Raw genomic sequence first — 3,284 nt, 5'->3', positions numbered from 1 at the left:
TTCGGCGCTGTGGTTGGAGTGGCCGAGCGTGAAAAGCATGGCTCATTGCAGGCGGATGCTCCAGGCGTACTCGAGTATCCTGGCCGGAATATCCACCCCGGTGGTCGAGACCGAGTTTCTGAACTCCATGGTGTGGTTGACCTCGTTGACCAGCAGGCCTTTCGGCGACTCAAACAGGTCTATGGCTACCACGCCCCCGCCCACCGCCCGGGCAGCTTTTACGGCCATCTGGGCCAGTTCGGGGGTGACCTCGCACCTGGTGGCCTTGCCCCCACGGGCGGTATTGGTGATCCAGTGGTCAGAGCTGCGGTAGATGGCAGCGATGCAGGCGTCGCCCACCACAAAGGCCCGGATGTCCCGCCCCCCTTTTTCCACCAGTTCCTGCACGTAGTAGAGCTGGTGCTGGTACCCGCCCAGCACCTCCTTGTGCTCCACCATCGCCTCGGCGGCATCGCGGTCGCGGATCAGCGAGAGCAGGCGGCCCCAGGAGCCCACCACCGGCTTCATCACCACCGGATAGCCCATTGACTCGATCAGCTTGAGGGCCTGGTCGGGCTCGGTGGCCAGGGCAGTGAGCGGCTGGGCCAGGCCGTGTGCTTCCAGGGCGCAGCTAGTGGCCCACTTATCGCCGCACACCTCGACCACCTCGGGCCGGTTGACCACCGGAATCCCCAGGCTACTCAAGTAGCGGGCGACAGCCAGTCCCTTGCTCTGCGAGACCAGGCGCTCCACTGCGACGGTTACACCGTCCAGTTCGGGCGGGCGCTGCCCTACCCTCATCGAGAGATGTTTGGCGTAAATCTTCTTGAAAGGGATACCCAGCCCTTCAGCAGCTTTGAAGAGCATCTCCTCGTCGGGGCGGATACGGTCGTAAAGAATGGCAAGCATAAATTTGCAGATAGCTTATAGCCTATAGCCCATAGTTGATAGACAAAACGCCTGCTATCAGCTATTGGCTATGGACTATTGGCAACTATTCTCCCCAGTCCTCCGCTTCTTCGGGGGCAGCGGCTAGTTTGAGGGGCTCGAGGCCCACCACTTCCAGTTCGGCGCCGCAGGTATCACAGACCAGCAGCTCCCCCAGCTCCGGGTTGTTTAGCTCAATCGGACTTCCACATTCGATACACTCCGCGGTCATAGATCCTCCCTTGTCTTCATGCTACGTTTTTGGCTATCAGCTTAACTTCGGTAGTCCACGTCCCCTTCGTCCTCGCCCAGTTCCGACCAGTCGGGAACAAAGCGATGCCCGCACTCGGGGCAGACCGCCTCTTCCTCGCCCTCGACCTCGAAGGTCAGGCCACACTCGGGGCAGTCCACAAATAAGCCTTCCTCGCCGTCTTCCACGACCACCAGCTCCAGTGGGTCGGTGGAGAGAATTTGCAGATGCGAGCCACAGGACTCGCACTCGAAGTAGTCGTCTTCGGTGAGTTCCTCGAGGTCTTCGGCGGGGACGTAATTGGGTTCGCCGCACACCGGACAGATCACTTCCAGGTCTTCCATACTGGCCTCAGTTTACCCTCGAGCCTCCTCGCCGGGAAACCGGCCATATTTGCGGTAATACTCCAAAATGCTCCCCTCGCGCAGGGCCTCGAGCAAAAATGCCGGGGGCGGGGTTAGCCCAAAGGTGTCTGGGCCCCTCGGGGGTGCGCGTAGCGCATACTCGCTGTGCGAGTAACCTCGCTTGAGCAGGCCTTGCTCAAACTCCAGCTCCACCTGGTCGCCGTCCTGCAAAGCATCCACCACCTCCGGGGCTTCAAAGGGCATTATGCCCAGATTAACCAGGTTGCGGTAAAAAATCCGGGCATAGCTTTTGGCGATAATGGCCCGCAGGCCCAGTTTGCGCAGGGCCTCGGGGGCATACTCGCGTGAGGAGCCCAGCCCGGTGTTGCGCCCTGCTACCAGGATGTCGCCGGGCTGGTAGTTAGCGGCAAACTCGGGGCGGAGGTGCGCGAAGGCGTAGGTATGAAATTTGTCCTCGCCCACCATGAAGGGAGCATACTTGCCCGGCAGGATGTCGTCGGTATTGATTGAGTCGCCAAACTTCCAGATTCGTGCCATCAGTTCCACTTCCTCTGCTCGCGGTCGCCAAGTTCTTTTATCGCCAACACGTCCTGGGTGGTATCGCCAGGCAGCCGCCTGAGTCGGCTCGGGGTTGGGTAATAAACCATCCGCTTCATTAGCCTTCCGCCACTCGACCCTCGACTCTAGACCCTCGACAATTCCTCCGGTGTGGTGATGTAGCCAGCCACCGCCGTCGCCGCCGCCACCCGTGGCGAGGCCAGGTAGATCTCGGCATCTGCCGCGCCCATCCGCCCTTTGAAGTTGCGGTTGGAGGTGCTCACGCAGACCTCGCCCGGCGCTAGCACCCCCTGGTGACGCCCCATGCACGGCCCGCAGCCGGGAGTACCCAGGGTCGCGCCGGCTTGCAGCAGGGTGAGCAGCGTCCCGTCGGCGGCAGCTTCTTCCAGCACCTGCGACGAGGCGGGAATAACCAGCATCCGCACCCCCGTGGCCACTTTCCGGCCCTTCAAAACCGCCGCGACCTGGTGCAGGTCATCCAGCCGCCCGTTGGTGCAGGTGCCTACAAACACCTGATCCACCCGCTTGCCCGCCACCGCCGAAACCTCCTCCACGTTGTCCACGTAAAAGGGCACCGAAACGCGGGGCGTGAGCGTGACCAGGTCAATCTCAACCTGCTTGGCATACACCGCATCCGGGTCGGGGTAAAGCCAGCCGGGCACATCGTACATTTTCAGAATCTCGCCGCTGGGCACCACCAGCCCGCACTTGGCCCCGGCCTCTACCGTCAGGTTGGCCAGGGTCAGGCGCTGGCTCTGGCTCAGGTACTCGGCCCCCTCGGCCAGATGCATCTCGATGCTCATGTAGGTGGCCCCATCGGCGGTGAGGACGCGCACCATCTCCAGCGCCGCATCCTTTGCGCTCACGCTGGGGTTCAACTGGCCCTTAAAGGTCACTTTCACCGTGGCCGGCACTTTGAGCCAGGTGCGCCCCGAGGCCGCGGCCAGGGCAATATCGGTGGCTCCCATGCCGGTGCCAAAACAGCCGATACCCCCGTAGGTGGTGGAGTGCGAATCGGAGCCCAGCACAATCCCGCCCGGCAGGGCCAGGCGCTCCTCTACCAGCACCTGGTGGCAAATTCCCCGGCCCACATCAAACACCCGGCAACCATGCGCTCGGCCCCACTCGCGAATCTCTTTCTGAGCCTTGGCCACCTCTACGTTGGCCGCTGGGGCCACGTGGTCAATCACGATGGCCACTTTTTC

At 62.2% G+C, this 3,284-nt stretch carries 5 protein-coding genes; all 5 read right to left on the bottom strand.

The genetic code is table 11. The features are described from left to right. Nucleotides 1-42: 42 nt before the first annotated feature. Nucleotides 43-888, bottom strand: coding sequence for a lysine biosynthesis protein LysX (gene lysX / locus Q0288_RS08895; RefSeq protein ID WP_299429559.1), 846 nt, complete (start codon nt 886-888; stop codon nt 43-45). Between the two features lie 85 nt (nt 889-973). Next, on the bottom strand, nt 974-1,138 hold the full coding sequence (lysW, locus tag Q0288_RS08890) for a lysine biosynthesis protein LysW (RefSeq protein WP_299429558.1): 165 nt from the start codon (nt 1,136-1,138) through the stop codon (nt 974-976). A 41-nt stretch (nt 1,139-1,179) separates the two neighbouring features. Then, on the bottom strand, nt 1,180-1,500 hold the full coding sequence (locus Q0288_RS08885) for a paraquat-inducible protein A (protein WP_299429556.1): 321 nt from the start codon (nt 1,498-1,500) through the stop codon (nt 1,180-1,182). A gap of 12 nt (nt 1,501-1,512) precedes the next feature. Next, a complete protein-coding gene (locus tag Q0288_RS08880) occupies nt 1,513-2,058 on the bottom strand; it encodes a homoaconitate hydratase (RefSeq protein ID WP_299429554.1) in 546 nt (181 codons plus the stop codon). Between the two features lie 146 nt (nt 2,059-2,204). After that, nucleotides 2,205-3,284 (bottom strand): 3-isopropylmalate dehydratase large subunit (locus Q0288_RS08875; protein WP_299429552.1); only part of this gene is annotated, 1,080 nt, incomplete at its 5' end.

Source organism: uncultured Meiothermus sp., from assembly GCF_937863175.1.
Taxonomy (GTDB): Bacteria; Deinococcota; Deinococci; order Deinococcales; family Thermaceae; genus Meiothermus.
The sequence above is the reverse complement of the archived record's forward strand: the minus strand, read 5'-3'. Positions and strand labels throughout refer to the sequence as shown.

Coding starts and splice junctions, on each gene's coding strand:
- lysX (WP_299429559.1), bottom strand. CDS start 888: ATGCTTGCCATTCTTTACGACCGTATCCGCCCCGACGAGGAGATGCTC.
- lysW (WP_299429558.1), bottom strand. CDS start 1,138: ATGACCGCGGAGTGTATCGAATGTGGAAGTCCGATTGAGCTAAACAAC.
- Q0288_RS08885 (WP_299429556.1), bottom strand. CDS start 1,500: ATGGAAGACCTGGAAGTGATCTGTCCGGTGTGCGGCGAACCCAATTAC.
- Q0288_RS08880 (WP_299429554.1), bottom strand. CDS start 2,058: ATGGCACGAATCTGGAAGTTTGGCGACTCAATCAATACCGACGACATC.